This is a genomic window from Acetobacter sp. (assembly GCF_052102375.1).
Taxonomy (GTDB): Bacteria; Pseudomonadota; Alphaproteobacteria; order Acetobacterales; family Acetobacteraceae; genus Acetobacter.
Genome location: NZ_JBQDXI010000020.1, coordinates 1 through 15,334 on the forward strand (window position 1 = coordinate 1; position 15,334 = coordinate 15,334).

The following is a 15,334-nucleotide window of genomic DNA, read 5'->3' on the forward strand; positions in this document are numbered from 1 at the left end:
ATCTCGATGAAAATTTCCGCCCTACCCGGGTCAGTTCTCAGTGAAAATCAACAACTCTATAGTTATTAGAAATTGGGATATTGGGGGGAAGAAAGATGAAAAAACTTGGTTTGATTGGTGGAACAGGTCCAGAATCCACACTTATTTATTATAAGAAAATTGTATATGGAGCCAATAAGCATGTTGGCAAAGGGTTTTTTCCTAATCTGACGATAGAAAGCCTGAATGTTTTCAGTGTTCTCAAATACTGCTCTGATAGAGATTATGATGGGTTAACACGCTACCTCATGGGCGGCATTAACACTCTCATAGCAGCGGGTTGTGAGATTGTGTCTCTTACCGGAAATACGCCACATATTGTTTTTGATGCCTTAACGTAAGCACTCTTCTGTACCTCTTGTAAGTATTATCGAAACAACGCGGGATGAAGCAAAAAAGCGGGATTTGAAAAAATTAGGGTTGTTGGGTACGCGCTTCACTATGGAAGAAGACTTCTTCAAAAAACCTTTTAGGGAAATTGGAATAGAGGTGGTGAGTCCGACCGGACCCGACTTTGATTTTGTAGCCGAAAAAATTTCAGTTGAACTTGAGCACGGTATAGTCAAACCAGAGACACAGGCTGAATTTTTGAATATTATTCAAAGAATGACTATTGAGTCTGGTATAGATGCTATTGTCCTTGGGTGTACAGAATTGCCGCTGCTGTTTGACGGTATTACGCTTCCGATACCCTGTCTGGATACGCTTGAAATTCATGCAGAAGCATTGCTCCGTGCTATGGAGTTGTAACGCCCTTCAGCAGAAGGGTGGTTAAAATGATCGTGGCGATAAACAATTTTGGTGGTAATAAAAATCATATCAATCTGGGTTTAGAGCCACGCCCGATAGTGTTTGAAACGATGCTATGTTTTTGTCTCAGCACTAAAAATAAAACAATTTAAATTATAGTTTTATTTTTGTTTAGAATCTATCAGATGGTAATATAATAACGGTATATTTTCAGAAATATTATATGGGATAAAACTGGATAAATAATTTCTTATTTTTATAAAAATAAGAAATGTACGTGATTTATCTTGCGTGCATGGCAGGCTGTTCCAATATTTAAGCTGGAGTATGGCGTTGTGCTGTGCATGCGCTTGTTTCGAGAGTATTTTTTATCCCTCAGGTGGTGTTGATGCAAAAACGAGAACTAGGCCGCACGGGTCTTATGGTCAGTGAAATCTGCCTTGGTACCATGACATTTGGCCAGCAGAACACCGAAGCAGAGGGGCATGCCCAGCTTGATATGGCTTTGGCACACGGTATCAATTTTATTGATACGGCTGAACTGTATTCAATTCCCCCGCGTGCGGAAACGTATGGTGCGACAGAAACTATTATTGGGAACTGGCTCAAGGCACGCGGTAGCCGTGACCAGATTGTTCTGGCAAGCAAAGTGGTGGGGCGTAGTGCGTCACCATGGTTTAGGCCGGACGGAGAAGAAGCACGCCTGACACCCCGGCAAATCCGTTACGCGCTGGAAGGGTCATTGCGGCGGCTGGGAACAGATTATCTTGATCTTTACCAACTGCATTGGCCAGACCGCAAAATCGGCTTGTTTGGGGAAGGGGGGACGACCTTCACAGCTCTTGCTGATGCAGACGAAATGCCATTGGAAGAGACATTGGGGGTTCTGGGAGATCTGGTAGCCGAAGGTAAAATTCGGCATGTCGGCCTTTCGAATGAGACGGCATGGGGTGTGGCCAAAAGTCTTGCGTGTGCCAAGGACGGCGCACCGCGTGTCGTCTCTATCCAGAATGCCTATAATCTTATCAACAGGACGTTTGAGATAGGGCTGGCAGAAATGGCCCTGCGTGAGAAGGTTGGCCTTCTGGCCTATTCTCCTTTGGCGCAAGGGTATCTGACCGGAAAATATCTTGATGGTGCGCGCCCTGCTGGTGCACGGACCACTTTATTTGACCGTGGCCAGAGGTATCAGAAGCCGGGTGTGGATGACGCCATCAAGGCTTATCATGCCTTGGCGCGGGAGGAGGGGCTTGACCCCATACAGCTTGCCGTTGCGTTTGTGACATCTCGGCCTTTTGTCACGTCCAACATTATTGGCGCAACCAGCGCGGAACAGTTGGCAACGCTCTTGGGCGCATCAGACGTTGCCATAACGCCTGAGCTTGAAGCGAAGCTGAATGCTATTCATCAGGTGCATTCCAACCCGGCACCGTAAGGTAAGAGTGGGGGAGAGATAACGCTCCCCCACTATTCCACGGCAGCGCGTAGCCCAGCGCCTGCCGCGAGTGGGCACAATGGCAAGGCACCGGCAACAAAGGCCCCCAGCAGTTCGAGGTCTGGTGCCCAAGGCAGCCCGGTGCTGGCGGCATCAATGGCTGCTGCCCCAAAAATGAGGGCAGGCGTGATGAGCGGTAACACCAGAAGGGGTAGCAGGACCCCACCTCGCCGTGCACCCAGCACGATGGATGCTCCCATCCCCCCAATCAGGGACAGAACAAGCGAGCCAAGCAGCAATCCAGCCAGCAAAACAGGAAGGCTACTTCCCGGCAGGCCCAACATGGTGGCCAGAGGGACTGCCGCTAGTAACAAGGGCAGGCCTGTCGTGAGCCAATGTGCTGTCATTTTGGCCAGTGCGACCAAAGCGGGTGGCAGGCCGAGAAGCAGAAGTTGATCCAGCGAGCCATCTTCCAGTTCGGCACCAAACAGGCGGTCGAGTGGAAGCAAGGCGGCGAGCAGCGCGCAAACCCAGATAATGCCGGGTGCCATGTGGCGTAACAGCTCGGGCGATGGCCCTAACGCCAGAGGGAACAGTGTGCCGGTCAGGATAAAAAACAGCACAGCGCCCAGTGTGTCTGCGCCATGCCGCAAGGCCAGTTTTAGGTCACGGCGTACAATGGCCCAGAATAGCCGGATCATGCTGTGGCTCCTGTCAGGTCGCCCCATGGGTCGTCATCCAGAGTGGCCCAGATGCCCTCTCCTTGGTCCGGGGCAGCGGGTAATGCCAAATGCTGCACATCTTCCAGCGGGAGCGGCACATGGGTGGTGGCAATAATAGCACCCCCCTGAGCACGGTGGTGGGCAATGGCATGGCCTAATAGCGTAATGGCATGAGCATCCAGCCCAAGGCTGGGTTCATCCAGAAGCCAGAGCTGTGCATTGGCCAGTAGGACGCGGGCAAGTGCTGTACGTCTTTTTTGCCCAGCAGAGAGCAGACGGGCAGGCAGGTCTGCCAAGGGCAGCAGATCTACCGCCTGTAGCGCATCCCTCAGGCTCAGGTGCCCGGCCATGGCAAAGAGGTTCAGGTTCTCTCTCACCGTCAGGCTTGGCTTGAGCGAATCCTGATGCCCCAGATACGCCACGCGGTTGGAATGGGCAGCGGGATCGTCCTGCACAGGGAGGCCATTCCATAAAAAAGTCCCGGCATCTGCTCTGCGCAGGCCAGCCATCACTCTCAGGAGGGTCGATTTGCCAGCCCCGTTAGGGCCTGTCAGCAACATGGCCTCACCGGCATGCAAGCTCAGGCTTACGTCTTTCAGGACAAGGCGGTCACCCCGAAAAACACAAATAGATTCAGCCTCTAACAACGGTATGCCGTCGGACTTTGGCATAGGCGGCGCGTAGTTCTGCGGTGCCGTATGCTGTGTGAAGGAAGACCCGGAGATAGGTGTTCTCCTTATTGTTACCTGTCAAAACCCGCCAAAGCAGGGGCCTCTCGCTCTCGTGGTCGCGCCCCTGCTTGTGCCTTATCAGTGTGCCGGTATGTTCTAGCACCAACGGGATAGCAAGCCGAACACCCGGCAGACCGGGTGAGCGCCTAGCGCGGTACCGAACGGTATGACGGCTTCCGGAACGCATCACCAGCCACGGGCTGTGATCGGGGAGATGAGCATATGAAGACGGTTGGGCACGATTCACTCAAAACAGGCCGCACGCTTGAAGTTGACGGCAAGGCCTATCATTATTTTTCAATTCCTGAAGCAGCTAAAACCATCGGCGATGTCAGTCGTCTGCCGGTTTCTCTGAAAGTGCTTCTTGAAAACGTGCTGCGCTTTGAAGATGGGCGCTCCTACAGCATTGATGATGCCAAGGCCATTGCAGGCTGGCTGCCACAGGGCAGCAGCATCAAGGAAGTTCCTTTCAAACCCTCCCGCATCCTGATGCAGGACTTTACGGGTGTTCCGGCGGTGGTGGATCTTGCCGCCATGCGCGACGGGATTGTGAAGCTGAAAGGTGATCCCCAAAAGGTTAACCCGCTGGTGCCAGTCAACCTTGTGATTGACCACTCTGTGATGGTGGATGTGTACGGTTCGGCCGATGCGCTACAGCAAAATATCACGCTGGAATTTGAGCGGAATGGTGAGCGTTATGCCTTCCTGCGCTGGGGGCAGGAGGCGTTTGAAAACTTCTCCGTCGTGCCGCCAGATACCGGTATCTGCCATCAGGTGAACCTCGAATATATCGCGCAGGTTGCTTGGACCGCCAACGTGGAGGGGAAAGACTACGTCTATCCTGACACCCTGTATGGTACAGACAGCCACACCACCATGATTAACGGTCTTGGCGTTCTGGGGTGGGGTGTTGGGGGTATTGAGGCTGAAGCCGCCATGCTGGGCCAGCCGATTGCCATGCTTATTCCGGACGTCATCGGCTTCAAGCTTATCGGCAAACTGCCCGAAGGCTCTACCGCAACGGATCTGGTACTGACGGTGACCCAGATGCTCCGTAAAAAGGGCGTTGTGGGCAAGTTTGTTGAATTCTTTGGCCCCGCCCTTGACCACCTGCCAGTGGCTGACCGCGCGACTATCGCCAACATGGCCCCGGAATATGGGGCAACCTGTGGGTTCTTCCCCGTTGATATGCTGACGCTGGATTTTCTGCGGGAAACGGGCCGTGACGAACACCGCATCAAGCTGACGGAAGCGTATCTGCGTGCGCAGGATATGTTCCGCACGTCTGATACACCGGAGCCTGTCTTTACGGATGTGCTTGAGTTGGATCTAAGCACGGTTGCTCCGTCCATCTCCGGCCCGAAACGCCCGCAGGACCGCGTTGTTCTGACCGCAGCCAAGACCGAATTTGAAAAAGAGCTGACATCCTCTCTTGGCGTGCCAGCAAACGACGCCAACAAAAAAGTGCCGGTTGCAGGGACCAATTACGAGATTGGTCAGGGTGACATTGTCATTGCGGCCATTACCTCCTGCACCAACACATCCAACCCGGCTGTCATGATTGCGGCAGGGCTTGTGGCCCGCAAGGCGCGTGCTTTTGGTCTGGCGCCCAAGCCTTGGGTCAAGACATCTCTGGCCCCTGGTTCTCAGGTTGTGACAGATTACCTTGACCGTTCCGAACTGTCTGAAGATCTGGATGCATTGGGCTTCAACACGGTTGGTTATGGGTGCACAACCTGCATTGGTAACTCAGGCCCGCTGCCCCCCCATATTGTGGATGCCATTGAAAACAACAATCTGGTAGCTGTGTCCGTACTGTCCGGTAACCGTAACTTTGAGGGACGTATTTCCCCCAACGTACGGGCCAACTATCTGGCTAGCCCACCTCTGGTGGTGGCTTACTCCATTCTTGGCACCATGCGGCAGGACATTACCAAAGACCCGATTGGCACCTCCAAGGACGGCAAGCCGGTTTATTTGAAGGATATCTGGCCTTCCAATAAAGAAATTGCTGATCTTATGGGGTCGTCCATCAATCGTGAGGAATTCATCAAACGCTACAAACACGTGACTAAGGGCACGAAGGAGTGGCAGGATCTCAAGGTCGCAACCGGTTCTGAAACCTATCAGTGGGATCCCAAGTCCACGTATGTGCAGGACCCGCCCTACTTCAAGGATATTACGCCCGAACCCACGCCACGGGGTGGCATTGAGAATGCCCGTATTCTGGCTATTCTGGGTGATAACATCACGACCGACCATATCTCACCGGCAGGTGCCATCAAGAAGGACTCCCCAGCCGGGCGATACCTGATCGAGAATGGTGTTGAACCGCGTGACTTCAACTCCTACGGCTCACGTCGCGGGAATGACCGCGTTATGGTGCGCGGTACTTTTGCCAATATCCGTATTAAAAACGAAATGCTGCCGGGCACCGAAGGTGGCCTGTCCAAGCACTACCCGGATGGCAAGGAAGGCTTCATTTACGATGTCTCCATGCAGTATCAGAAAGAAGGCACGCCGCTTGTTGTCTTTGGCGGCAAGGAATACGGCATGGGGTCTTCCCGTGACTGGGCAGCCAAAGGCACTCTGCTGCTGGGCATTAAAGCTGTGGTTGCGGAAAGCTTTGAGCGTATTCACCGCTCCAATCTGGTTGGCATGGGTGTTCTTCCCTTACTGTTCAAGGACGGAACAACTCGCAAAACCCTGAACCTGCGAGGGGATGAAACCATCACCATCAAGGGGCTGGAGACGATCACGCCGCGTATGGATGTGATTATGACAATTACGCGTCATGACGGTTCTACGCAGGATGTTCCCCTTCTGTGCCGTGTCGATACACTGGACGAAGTGGAATATTACCGGCATGGTGGCATCCTCCAATATGTCTTGCGCGGGATGACTAAAGCTGCCTGAAAACCGTTCTGTTCTGACTGAACATGACAGCGCCGACCCGGTAAACACCGGGTCGGCTTTTTCTGTAGAAGAAGACCCAGTGGTACTGAGTGCACTGAATGTGCACAAAAGTTTTGGAGACGGCGCCATTCTGAGTGGCGTGTCTCTGGAAGTACGCAAGGGTGAACTCATATCCATCATCGGCCCATCCGGGTGTGGTAAATCCACCTTTTTGCGCTGCATGAATTTTCTTGAAATTCCTGACCGTGGCACCATTACTGCCATGGGTGTGACCATTGATCGTCAAGGTGGCCCGTGGCGTAAGGCTGACGAGCACATGGCGCACAAACTGCGCACCCATGTAGGGATGGTGTTTCAGAGCTTTAACCTGTTCCCACACCTGACTGTGCTGGATAACGTGTTGCTTGGCCCCCGTGTGGTCAAACGCGATAACAGCCAGACCGAGCGGGATGAGGCTATGGCCCTGCTGGAAAAAGTTGGCCTTGGGCGTGTTGCGCAACGCTATCCGGCATCGCTTTCTGGTGGGCAGCAGCAGCGTGCGGCTATTGCGCGTGCTCTGGCCATGCGCCCCGAGATTATGCTTTACGATGAGCCCACATCTGCCCTCGACCCCATTGTGGCTGAGGAAGTACTGGGCGTTATGCGCAAGCTGGATGATGAGGGCATGACCCAGATTGTGGTGACGCACGATATGCGGTTTGCTCAGGTGGCATCAGACCACATCGTTTACATGGATGGCGGCCATATTATTGAATCCGGGCCACCGGAAACCCTGTGTGTCAATCCGGCAGATGACCGGACACGGCGTTTTTTAAGGACAGTTTTGTGAAGCACGGCCTGCGGCGCTCCGTGGCGCGTTTTGTTAGGGCACGGGTACTGTTTCTGGCAGTGCTGGCCATGGTGATGTCCGGGCTGACAGGGCCGGTGGCACAGGCACAAACGCCCCTGCGGTGGGCAGCCGATGCCTCGGCAGATGTGCCCTACACCTTTCATGACCTGAAAGATCAATCCCGCCTGACCGGATTTGAATATGATCTGATGCAGGAACTGGGGCGGCATTTGAATACGCCCATGCAGTTTGTGCAGAATGACTGGGATGGGCTGATTCCCGGCCTTCAGCGCAACCTGTATGAAATGGTGATCTGCGGCATTGAAATTACCCCGGAACATACGGAGGGGGTGGATTTCAGCACGCCCTATTATGTGACATCTGAACGGATTGTCGTGCGGCGTGGTGGCCCGGTTTTTGAGGGGGTTACGGACCTTAAGGGCCATACGGTTGGGACCATCAAGGCCACACAGGCAGAGCGTATTCTGGCGGACTACCCAGAGGTACGGGTGCGGACCTATGAAGAAGAAACCAATGTCTTCATGGATCTGGTGAATGGCCGCACGGATGCCGTGCTGCTTGATGGTCCCATTGCCCAGTATTACGGCGCAACCAACCCAGCGCTTGAGGTCGTGGGCGACCCGATTGGCCGGGTGTCCTACGGCATAGCCTTTGCCAAAGGGAAAAGCGCAGAGTTGCGGCAGAAGGTCGATACCGCTCTGGCCGCAATGATTCAGGATGGCAGCCTGCACGCAGTTCTGGCCCGCTGGAACCTGTGGACGCCAGAAATGGCGGCCTTTACCAAAGACAAGACGCAGCCAGATATCGCGCCAACAGAATGGCAGCATTATACGGATGCGTTGCAAGGTGCGTCCAGCTGGCAGGCCCGTTTCTGGCGTTATGTCGGGTTTTTGCCGCTATTGGCTAAAGGCGCGGTGCTGACTCTTCTGGTCTCGCTCTGTGCCATGGTTCTGGCTGTCGCTCTTGGGCTGACTTTAGCTCTGGTACGGTTGTACGGGCCACAGAAGCTGGCCGCTGTTGCGGCGTTGTATGTTGAAGTGGTGCGCGGCACCCCCTTGTTGATCCAGATTCTGCTTATTTTCTATGGTTTGCCGCAGTTTGGTATTAACCTCAGTCCGTTTTTGGCCGGTGTGATTGGTCTTGGCCTGAACTACGCGGCCTATGAAGCTGAAAACTACCGGGCAGGGCTTCAGTCTGTTGCTCGCGGGCAGATGGAAGCGGCTCTGGCCTTGAACATGACCCATGTTCAGGCCTTGCGTTATGTGGTGGTGCCACAGGCCTTCCGGTTGGTTATGCCTGTCATGACCAATGACTTTATTTCACTGCTGAAAGATTCGTCTCTGGTCAGTGTTATTACTCTGACAGAACTGACCCAGACTTATATTCGTCTGTCGTCAACCTATTTTGATTATTTTGGAACCGGATTGATGGTGGGGGGAGCCTATCTTCTGCTTGGCCTGCCCTTTGTCAGGCTAGCTCGGATTGCAGAAAAAAAGCTGGCACAGCCCCATACACGCCGGAAATAGGGGGCTGACTGCTCTGTCATGCTTGTGCGTTGGATGCACGCACGGCATGGCGGAGCACTGTTCCTGTCAGTTGTCTGCGGTACCAGCTTGCGTCACATACCGTTGAGTGGCTGCAACGGTCATTTGAAATTGTCTTTTTTAAGTTGCACCCTGCACACTAGAAAAAAGAGCCTTTTTTGCCCTCACTATAGCCGTTCCGGAACCGATGGACCTTCTTTCTGCCTTACACAGCTTTGTCCGCGTGGCGGCCACAGGCTCGTTCTCCGCTGTCTCGCGTGAGACTGGTGTTAGCCAACCCACCATCTCTCGGCACATCGCGCTGCTAGAAGCGCATTACGGCACCACGCTGTTTGCCAGAACAACCCGTAGCCTCATGATGACGGAAGATGGCAGAAGCCTTCTGCCGCACGCCTATGAAGTGCTGGAAATTCTGGAAACAGCAGAAACCGTGCTGGGGCGCAGGCGTGCCTCCATTTCCGGGCTGGTGCGGCTGGGGGTGACCACGGCATTTGGGTTGTACCTCACCAAACGCCTTGGTGAACTGCTGGAACGCCATCCCGACCTGTCCGTAGAACTGGTCATGCGTGACACGTTCGGGGATCTGGTTGAGGAAGGGCTGGATCTGGCCGTCCGTGTTGGGGATATTGCAGAAGGCTCCCTGATTGCCCGTAAGCTTGGGGGCGTACGCAAGTGGCTGGTGGCATCCCCCGGTTGCCTGAAGCGGTGTGGCACACCAGATCATCCGCAGGAACTGCCCGAATATCCGGCTATTGTTTACAACTACGGTGGTGGCCGCCACGACTGGAACTTCTACCGTGAGGAAGAAGAAAGCGTTATCGCACCGTCTACAGTTTTCCGGGCCAATAGCAGTGAAGCTGTTTATTATGCTGTGTCGGCAGATATAGGCATTGGTTTGCTGCCGGAGTTTCTGGTGCGGGAAGACGTTAAGGCAGGCAAGCTGGTCAGGCTGTTTTCTGACTGGAATATTCCGGTGCTACCATTCTACGCCGTACATACTGGCCCACGCACGCTTCCCTTGCGGACGCGCACCGTGCTGGATTTCCTAATTGATGTATCGTCCGATGTTTTACGGGATGATATCGGCTAAAACGCGACCGGCAGCCTTTTGAGCTGCCGGGTAAGTTTCTCAGCCATGAAAGCCGGGGTCAGCAGTGCTCTGCAAGGGCAGGGTGCCAACCTCCAATGTGCCAGCATAGCCTTTGCGCAGTATAGGTAGCCATCCTTTAAGCCACGTATCCGTCCGCTGTACAAAGCTGGCTACGTCTGGTGTGTCATTCATGCCAGCACGTGACCAATCTTCAGGGGAGCCGGGTACAGCGTGTTGCCCGGCTGGTACGGGGCTGACAAAAGTATGGATGGTTGCAAAGTCCACACCGGTGCCAGATTTACTTTTCTCAATATGTGTCCATCCCGCATCAACCAGAACAGGCGGCAGATTGAACCCCAGAAGGCCCAGACGCTGAAGTGCTGGTGGAATAAAGAGCGGACTGCTGACCAAAGCCTGTAGTGGCTCGTTCGATGTGATGAACTGGCCATTGGCAACATGAATGGGGGCGGTGAGCCAGCATTCTGTCTTACTGCCATCCTGCGGCAAGTCACCAGATGTAAAGTTGAAGCCGTTATGGCACATATCCTGCAACAGCTGTGTATCAGCGGCAGGAATGGACTGTGTGGTGGCCTGCGCAATGATAAAGCCGGTAACAGTACCCTGCTGGGAACGCACGAAAATAGAGGTCAGCACCTCACCATGGGCAATGTCGTCCTGATAATTCAGGACCGGGTGCCAGCGTCCGGCAGGGAGCGCAAGTTGACGCCCCGCAAACGGAATTACCCCTTCAAACTGGGCATCCAACGGTGGTTGAGACACCATCCGTCGCCCTTGGCTTGCTTCTTTTGCGGCTTGCTGGGCTGGTGTTTCGCGGCCCAGCAGGTGGCCTAACTTGTCTGTAACCGTCTGATAATAGGGCACGGTTCTGCCAAGCCAAGGTGCCGGGAAAAAGAGCGAGAAGACACCACAGGCACCAGTCATGATCAAAGTTGTGCGCCACAGCGGGGCACGACTCCACAGGCGGGTAAAAGCTGACATGCTGTGCGGCCTCAGGGTGTCAGGCGGGCATGAAGGCTGTTACCATCACTGGTGGTATCAGTGGCCTTGGCGGCAATATTCCCGTCTTCATCCTTGGTAATGCGGACCATGGTTGCACCCTGCTGTCGCGCAATAATCAGAGATTCACTGATCATGTCTTCAATGGAGCGGACAAGGTCGCGGGCCGAGGCACCATCACCCATGCGGCTCTGGCGGCGCATCACATCAATCAGCAAGGCCGGATCAATACCGCCGGTTTCCACCTTCAGGCCGTAGCTTTCAATCATGGCCTCAATTTCAAGGGCAGAAACGCGGGCAATATCCAGCCCCTTGAGAGCGCGGAACACAAAAATGCGGTCCAGACGGTTCAGCACTTCCGGTGCAAAACCAGCTTGGCGCAAGGCTTCAACCGACTCGGCGCGCATTCTGTCAGGATCATCATGCAGGCGGTCAGCAATTTCTGTGAGCGCTTCTGTGGCAATGTTGGAGGTCAGCACAAAAATGGCGCGTACGGTGGAAATCTGCTGGCCGGTGGAGGCTTCGGTTACGTGGCCATCGTTCCACGCGGTCAGAAATTTCTTGAAGACATCCGGGTGCGCCTTTTCAATTTCGTCCAGCAGCACAACGGCATCGGGCTTCTCTTTAAGGCCGCCCGTCAGCTTGCCGTAGGTATCTGACCCTACATAACCTTTGGGAGAGCCAAAAAGCTGGGTTGCTGCATGCGGGCTGCTCATCTGCGTCATGTCAAAGTGCAGCAGGGGGCGTTCAAGCTGGCGGGCCATCTGTTTGGCCAGATAGGTCTTGCCGGTGCCGGGCGGGCCAGCCAGCAGGAAGATCCCGACAGGCTTGCCGCGTACCTGAAGGGCCAGACGGCGGCGGAGCTGCATGGCAATATCTTCGCACACTTGGTCCTGGCCAATAACGCGGGCCCGCAGGTTGGCGGCCAGTTCCTCGGCATCGATTGTTGTTTCGCGCTGTTCACGCGCCAGCATTTCTTCCAGCGCATTGCGGTTTGTCAGTCTGGCAAGAACGTCCATGATCCACCCCCGTCGGCGTAGTAAGCCTTTGCGTGCAAGCCGCTCGGCGCGTGTTTCAAAAAGAAGGCCACCAATGGTGAGCAGGCCGCTCAGTCCGGCAATAACAGGCCAAGCGGGTGCGCACCATTCCATGAAATGCGTCAGTGACCCTAAGGAAAGATGGAGGCTGATAGCCATCTGGATGCTGGCCAGCACCAGAAAGACCACCATCATCAGCGGCATCAGCCGGTTAAGGGCAGGAAGAAGACCCTTCATTGTGCAATCACCGTCAGACCAAGAGAGTCGCCCTGATGCATTACTGGCAATGCTTCCGGGCCAAACATGGTGACAACACCAGCACCAATCCCCGTTACCCCCGGGTCTGACACCGGCACCATATCAACATTTCCGGCTACCGTAATGGGTAAAACCAGAACCTGAGGAGTGGGTGTCAGGCTAACGGTGCGGTGTGTTGTTCCGCAGGCTATTGTCACGGTCCCGCCGGCCCCGGTCGCATCAAAGACGGGCATGGCAACCAGCCGGAGGTCTCGGCGCTTTATGCCTGCCAGAATATCGGCCTGCTCTTTCTCGGAATAGCCGGAAGAGGCTAGGGCTTCCGCCGCTTTTTCCGGAGCGATCAGGGACATCTGCACCCCAATCCGTTGCTCGGTGCTGTCAGCACCCTGTGTTGATCCTGCGGCGGGAATGGCAGAGGACTTTCCGCCAATGCCGGAAAAATGGACTCCGGCACCTGCCAGCAGTGTGCAGGTGGCCAAAATGATACAGGCCGTGCGAAAATGAGAAGGTTTGTTCTCTTCTTCTAGCTCGGCCTTGTAGGCAGGATCGGGCTGTGTGCTCATGGAGTCCAGTCAGGCATATCAGGTAGGGGCGCGCAAGACATGAAACAGCAAAGAAGCCTTGAAATGACGGATGATAAAGTAATTTCTTTTTCACGAATCGGATAAAAGTAGACAGGCGGTCAGTTTCAAGTCTTGCAGCACGGTGCTGTATATCCTACATGAGACATCATCCTTTCATCGTATAAGAAAATTGGGGGGTGGCCTTGACGGGCCGCCTTTTTTGCATTGGACGCTGACCTGCCTGCTCATTCCGGCCTTGAGGCCCGGCTCATAGCCCTTATCGCCCCGACCGTGGACGATCTGGGGTATGAAATTGTCCGCGTGGCGGTGCTGGGGCGTGAAAGCCCGACAGTGCAGATCATGGCCGACCGCAAAGACGGAACACTCATCAGTGTAGAAGACTGCGAACGCATCAGCCGTGCAGTTGGCGCAGTGCTTGATGTGGAAGACCCTATACCTGGTGTGTGGACGCTTGAAGTGTCCTCAGCCGGGATAGACCGTCCCCTGACCCGTGCGAAAGACTGGAACCGCTTTGCCGGGCATCAGGCCAAGGCGGAAGTTCTGGTTCCCATTGATGGCCGCCGCCGCTTTGCCGGTATTGTGCTTGGCGCAGATACCGAGAATGCCCGGATGCGGCTGGATGATGGGACCGAGGCCGTCTTGCCGCTGGCGGAAATCCGCCGTGCAAGGCTGGTGCTGACAGATGCCCTGATAGAGGCGAGTGCTCCAAGCCCCCGCCCTGTCGCTGAGGGCGAACATGAAGAGAGCAAGGCTGGGGCAGAAAACCCCGCCGGGCGCAAGTTACACTGATCAAGCCGCCTGCTTTGGAGAGCTGAGAGTATGGATACCTCTGTTTCCCGTCCTGAACTGCTGCTGGTTGCAGACGCTGTCTCGCGCGAGAAAGGAATCGACCGCGAAGAAGTGCTGGAAGCCATGGAGCAGGCCATCCAGAAGGCTGGTCGTGCCAAATACGGGCATGAAAAGGATATTCGCGCTACAATCGACCGCCGCAGCGGCGAAGTGCGCCTGTCCCGCTGGACGGAAGTGGTTGATGCTGTGGAAAATGAGGAAACTCAGATTCCTCTGGCAATCGCCCGTAAGTTCCAGCCCGAAATCAAGGCTGGCGAGTATCTGGTTGACCCACTGCCGCCAATCGACTTCGGGCGTATTGCGGCCCAGACTGCCAAGCAGGTTATTGTGCAGCGCGTGCGTGAATATGAACGCAAGCGCCAGTACAACGAATTTAAAGATCGCGTAGGTGAGATTGTAAACGGTACCGTCAAGCGGACCGAGTACGGTAACCTTATGGTTGAAATTGGCTCTACCGAAGCGCTCCTGCGCCGCGATGAGCTGATTGCCCGTGAGACCTTCCGTAACTCTGACCGTGTGCGCGCTTACATCTACGATGTGCGTGACGAGCCGCGCGGCCCGCAGATCTTCCTGTCCCGCACGCATCCGGCCTTCTTGGCTAAGCTGTTTGCGCAGGAAGTGCCTGAAATTTATGATGGCATTATCGAAATCAAGGCTGTGGCGCGTGACCCCGGGTCCCGTGCAAAAATGGCTGTTGTGTCCCGTGATGCCTCCATTGACCCTGTAGGGGCGTGCGTTGGTATGCGCGGCTCCCGCGTGCAGGCCGTTGTGGCAGAATTGCAGGGCGAGAAAATCGACATCATTCCCTGGAGCCCACAGGCAGCAACCTTTGTTGTGAACGCTCTGGCTCCTGCTGAAGTCAGCAAGGTTGTGATGGACGAAGAAGCTGGCCGCGTGGAAGTGGTTGTACCTGACGAGCAGCTTTCCCTTGCTATTGGCCGCCGTGGGCAGAATGTGCGTCTGGCTAGCCAGTTGACGCGCTGGGATATTGATATTCTGACGGAAGCGGAAGAATCCGAGCGCCGTCAGGAAGAATTCCGCCGCCGTACCAACCTGTTTGTTGAAGCACTTGACGTTGATGATGTTATTGCAAGCCTGCTGGTGACAGAAGGCTTCCATTCCGTCGAGGAATTGGCTTACGCAGACCCCGATGAGCTGATTGGTATTGAAGGATTTGACGAATCGGTGGTAAGTGAGCTGGTACAGCGCGCTGAAGCCTATTTGGTGAAGCAGGAAGAAAACCTGAATACCAAGCGCTGTGAGCTGGGCGTGTCTGACGACATTGCAGACATGGGCGTATTTACCAACCAGATGCTTGTGACTTTGGGTGAAAAGGGTGTAAAAACTCTGGACGACCTTGCAGATCTGGCTGGCGATGAGCTGGTTGAGATTCTTGGCACCGATGCCATTGAGGAAGATGCCGCCAATGAAATCATCATGGCAGCACGTGCTCACTGGTTTGACGGCGAAGAGGGTCAGTCTTCCCCCAAGGAAGGAGAATAAGGCCAGTTT

At 54.8% G+C, this 15,334-nt stretch carries 14 protein-coding genes; 9 read left to right on the forward strand and 5 right to left on the reverse strand.

The genetic code is table 11. The annotated features are described in order from the left end of the window. The first annotated feature begins 95 nt into the window (after positions 1–95). The 3 genes from ACTIDN_RS09440 to ACTIDN_RS09450 all read left to right on the forward strand — a co-directional run bounded on the left by ACTIDN_RS09440 (position 96) and on the right by ACTIDN_RS09450 (position 2,224). Positions 96–380, forward strand: coding sequence for an aspartate/glutamate racemase family protein (locus tag ACTIDN_RS09440; RefSeq protein ID WP_441376845.1), 285 nt, complete (start codon positions 96–98; stop codon positions 378–380). A gap of 28 nt (positions 381–408) precedes the next feature. Next, the gene (locus ACTIDN_RS09445; RefSeq protein WP_441376866.1) at positions 409–789 is read left to right on the forward strand and encodes an aspartate/glutamate racemase family protein; all 381 of its coding nucleotides are present in this window, start codon (positions 409–411) and stop codon (positions 787–789) included. A gap of 388 nt (positions 790–1,177) precedes the next feature. Then, entirely contained in the window at positions 1,178–2,224 is a 1,047-nt protein-coding gene (locus tag ACTIDN_RS09450; RefSeq protein ID WP_441376846.1) for an aldo/keto reductase, read from the forward strand. A 32-nt stretch (positions 2,225–2,256) separates the two neighbouring features. Here ACTIDN_RS09450 and ccmB read toward each other — a convergent pair whose 3' ends face one another. Together ccmB and ccmA are read right to left on the reverse strand one after the other, a co-directional pair. Further along, complete coding sequence (ccmB, locus tag ACTIDN_RS09455) at positions 2,257–2,925, reverse strand: heme exporter protein CcmB (protein ID WP_415508676.1); 669 nt, start codon at positions 2,923–2,925, stop codon at positions 2,257–2,259. Then, a complete protein-coding gene (gene ccmA, locus ACTIDN_RS09460) occupies positions 2,922–3,617 on the reverse strand; it encodes a heme ABC exporter ATP-binding protein CcmA (RefSeq protein ID WP_441376847.1) in 696 nt (231 codons plus the stop codon). The genes ccmB and ccmA overlap by 4 nt, the downstream gene beginning before the upstream one ends. Before the next feature lie 282 nt (positions 3,618–3,899). Here ccmA and acnA point away from each other — a divergent pair, with 282 nt between their 5' ends. From acnA to ACTIDN_RS09480, 4 genes are all read left to right on the forward strand, one after another. After that, positions 3,900–6,593 carry an aconitate hydratase AcnA gene (gene acnA / locus ACTIDN_RS09465; RefSeq protein WP_441376848.1) on the forward strand — a complete coding sequence of 898 codons (2,694 nt, stop codon included), beginning with the start codon at positions 3,900–3,902 and terminating at the stop codon, positions 6,591–6,593. An 85-nt stretch (positions 6,594–6,678) separates the two neighbouring features. Continuing rightward, on the forward strand, positions 6,679–7,422 hold the full coding sequence (locus ACTIDN_RS09470; RefSeq protein ID WP_048837596.1) for an amino acid ABC transporter ATP-binding protein: 744 nt from the start codon (positions 6,679–6,681) through the stop codon (positions 7,420–7,422). A 68-nt stretch (positions 7,423–7,490) separates the two neighbouring features. Then, on the forward strand, positions 7,491–8,969 hold the full coding sequence (locus ACTIDN_RS09475; RefSeq protein ID WP_441376867.1) for an ABC transporter substrate-binding protein/permease: 1,479 nt from the start codon (positions 7,491–7,493) through the stop codon (positions 8,967–8,969). A 205-nt stretch (positions 8,970–9,174) separates the two neighbouring features. Beyond that, positions 9,175–10,077 carry a LysR family transcriptional regulator gene (locus tag ACTIDN_RS09480; RefSeq protein ID WP_048837595.1) on the forward strand — a complete coding sequence of 301 codons (903 nt, stop codon included), beginning with the start codon at positions 9,175–9,177 and terminating at the stop codon, positions 10,075–10,077. A 39-nt stretch (positions 10,078–10,116) separates the two neighbouring features. On the opposite strand, the gene ACTIDN_RS09485 is transcribed toward ACTIDN_RS09480, so the two are convergent. The 3 genes from ACTIDN_RS09485 to ACTIDN_RS09495 are packed head-to-tail and all read right to left on the reverse strand — an operon-like array spanning position 10,117 to position 12,952. Next, on the reverse strand, positions 10,117–11,076 hold the full coding sequence (locus ACTIDN_RS09485) for a hypothetical protein (protein ID WP_415508673.1): 960 nt from the start codon (positions 11,074–11,076) through the stop codon (positions 10,117–10,119). An 11-nt stretch (positions 11,077–11,087) separates the two neighbouring features. Further along, positions 11,088–12,368, reverse strand: a complete 1,281-nt coding sequence (locus ACTIDN_RS09490; RefSeq protein ID WP_415508672.1) for an AAA family ATPase — start codon at positions 12,366–12,368, stop codon at positions 11,088–11,090. Continuing rightward, entirely contained in the window at positions 12,365–12,952 is a 588-nt protein-coding gene (locus tag ACTIDN_RS09495) for a hypothetical protein (protein ID WP_441376849.1), read from the reverse strand. The genes ACTIDN_RS09490 and ACTIDN_RS09495 overlap by 4 nt, the downstream gene beginning before the upstream one ends. Before the next feature lie 225 nt (positions 12,953–13,177). On the opposite strand from ACTIDN_RS09495, the gene rimP reads away from it, so the two are divergent. Both rimP and nusA read left to right on the forward strand, forming a co-directional pair. Next, positions 13,178–13,762, forward strand: coding sequence for a ribosome maturation factor RimP (gene rimP, locus ACTIDN_RS09500; RefSeq protein WP_415508670.1), 585 nt, complete (start codon positions 13,178–13,180; stop codon positions 13,760–13,762). 30 nt (positions 13,763–13,792) lie between these two features. Next, positions 13,793–15,325, forward strand: a complete 1,533-nt coding sequence (nusA, locus tag ACTIDN_RS09505) for a transcription termination factor NusA (protein ID WP_415508669.1) — start codon at positions 13,793–13,795, stop codon at positions 15,323–15,325. The last annotated feature ends 9 nt before the right edge of the window (positions 15,326–15,334 follow it).

Bases quoted from the DNA above. Each gene is read 5' to 3' on its own strand.
- ccmA (WP_441376847.1), bottom strand. From the start codon at position 3,617: ATGCCAAAGTCCGACGGCATACCGTTGTTAGAGGCTGAATCTATTTGT.
- nusA (WP_415508669.1), top strand. From the start codon at position 13,793: ATGGATACCTCTGTTTCCCGTCCTGAACTGCTGCTGGTTGCAGACGCT.
- ACTIDN_RS09440 (WP_441376845.1), top strand. From the start codon at position 96: ATGAAAAAACTTGGTTTGATTGGTGGAACAGGTCCAGAATCCACACTT.
- ACTIDN_RS09475 (WP_441376867.1), top strand. From the start codon at position 7,491: ATGGTGATGTCCGGGCTGACAGGGCCGGTGGCACAGGCACAAACGCCC.
- ACTIDN_RS09495 (WP_441376849.1), bottom strand. From the start codon at position 12,952: ATGAGCACACAGCCCGATCCTGCCTACAAGGCCGAGCTAGAAGAAGAG.
- ACTIDN_RS09480 (WP_048837595.1), top strand. From the start codon at position 9,175: ATGGACCTTCTTTCTGCCTTACACAGCTTTGTCCGCGTGGCGGCCACA.
- ACTIDN_RS09490 (WP_415508672.1), bottom strand. From the start codon at position 12,368: ATGAAGGGTCTTCTTCCTGCCCTTAACCGGCTGATGCCGCTGATGATG.
- ACTIDN_RS09485 (WP_415508673.1), bottom strand. From the start codon at position 11,076: ATGTCAGCTTTTACCCGCCTGTGGAGTCGTGCCCCGCTGTGGCGCACA.
- ACTIDN_RS09450 (WP_441376846.1), top strand. From the start codon at position 1,178: ATGCAAAAACGAGAACTAGGCCGCACGGGTCTTATGGTCAGTGAAATC.
- ccmB (WP_415508676.1), bottom strand. From the start codon at position 2,925: ATGATCCGGCTATTCTGGGCCATTGTACGCCGTGACCTAAAACTGGCC.
- acnA (WP_441376848.1), top strand. From the start codon at position 3,900: ATGAAGACGGTTGGGCACGATTCACTCAAAACAGGCCGCACGCTTGAA.